This window comes from uncultured Aurantimicrobium sp. (assembly GCF_936931525.1).
Classification (GTDB): Bacteria; Actinomycetota; Actinomycetes; order Actinomycetales; family Microbacteriaceae; genus Aurantimicrobium.
The window spans coordinates 1-1,262 of the sequence record NZ_CAKZII010000064.1 but is presented as its reverse complement, the minus strand read 5'-3'; the positions used below and the strand labels follow the sequence as shown (position 1 = coordinate 1,262).

Annotated in this window: 1 protein-coding gene; it reads left to right on the top strand. The window is 53.3% G+C overall.

The annotated features are described in order from the left end of the window. Positions 1-1,165 (top strand): peptide MFS transporter (locus Q0362_RS02835; RefSeq protein ID WP_298119552.1); only part of this gene is annotated, 1,165 nt, incomplete at its 5' end. Between the last annotated feature and the right edge of the window lie 97 nt (positions 1,166-1,262).

The following is a 1,262-nucleotide window of genomic DNA, read 5'->3' as shown; positions in this document are numbered from 1 at the left end:
GTTTGGCCACATCGCACTGGCTGTTCTTCCTGCCTATGTTGGTTTGACTGTCGGTTTGATTTTGATCGCTATTGGTGCCGGTGGCGTCAAGGCGAATGCGACCAGCATCGTGGGCCAGCTTTATGCCCCAGGTGATGTTCGTCGAGATGCCGGTTTCTCTCTGTATTACTTGGGTATCAACTTGGGTGCCTTCTTAGGTCCTCTTGCTACCGGTTTCTTGCAGACCACTTACGGCTTCCACTGGGGCTTCGGTCTTGCTGCCGTAGGTATGGCTGCTGGTTTGATCCAGTACTCGATTGGTCGCCGTAAGCTTCCACCTCAGACTCGTGTCGTTCCTAACCCACTTCCTGCAAATAAGAAGTGGCTGGTGGGCGTTCTCGCAGCAGCGGGTGTTGGCCTCATTGTTCTTCTGGTGTTCTCCGGTGTCATTACCAGCGGAAACCTAGCCACGGTCATCATCATCGTGACGGCTGCTGCTGCGATTTCCTACTTTGTTGTGATCTTGGGCAGCAAGCTCATCACCCCCATTGAGCGCAACCGCGTTCTGGCATTTATCCCACTCTTTATTGCATGTGCTGCGTTCTGGTCTTTGTATCAGCAGCAGTTCACCGTGGTCACCATTTTTGCCAATGACCAGTTGAACCTCAGCATCTTTGGTTGGACTATGCCTGTCTCGTGGGTTCAGTCCATCAACCCAGTCTTTATCTTGGCTCTTTCCGGCGCATTCGCTGCGCTGTGGACCAAGTGGGGAACCAAGCAGCCCAGCACCCCGGTGAAGATGGGTCTCGGAACCATCGTGATGGGTATTGCGTTCCTGCTCTTCCTCACCATTTACAACGCAGCACCTCACACTGCACCTTTGCTTGCTTTGGTTGCGATCCTGTTTGTGTTCACCCTTGCTGAGCTGTTGATTTCACCTGTCAGCCTCTCTGTCAGCACCAAGCTTGCCCCCACCGCTTTCCGCACCCAGATGGTTGCGCTGTTGTTCCTCTCCAGCGCACTGGGCACTGCAATGTCAGGACAGCTCGCCGGTCTCTATGACGAGAAGCACCCTGAGTTGAACTTCGATTACTTTGCTTACTCTGGTTTGGCTGCTATCGGACTCGGTATTGTGCTCTTACTCATTCGTAAATGGGTACTCAAGCTGATGGAAGGCGTTCGCTAATGATCACCACCGAGTTCACTGACTCACACGGCGTCGCCATTACCTATGACGTGTACTCGGTTCCCACGCCTCGTGCTGTTGTTCAAATCATGCACGG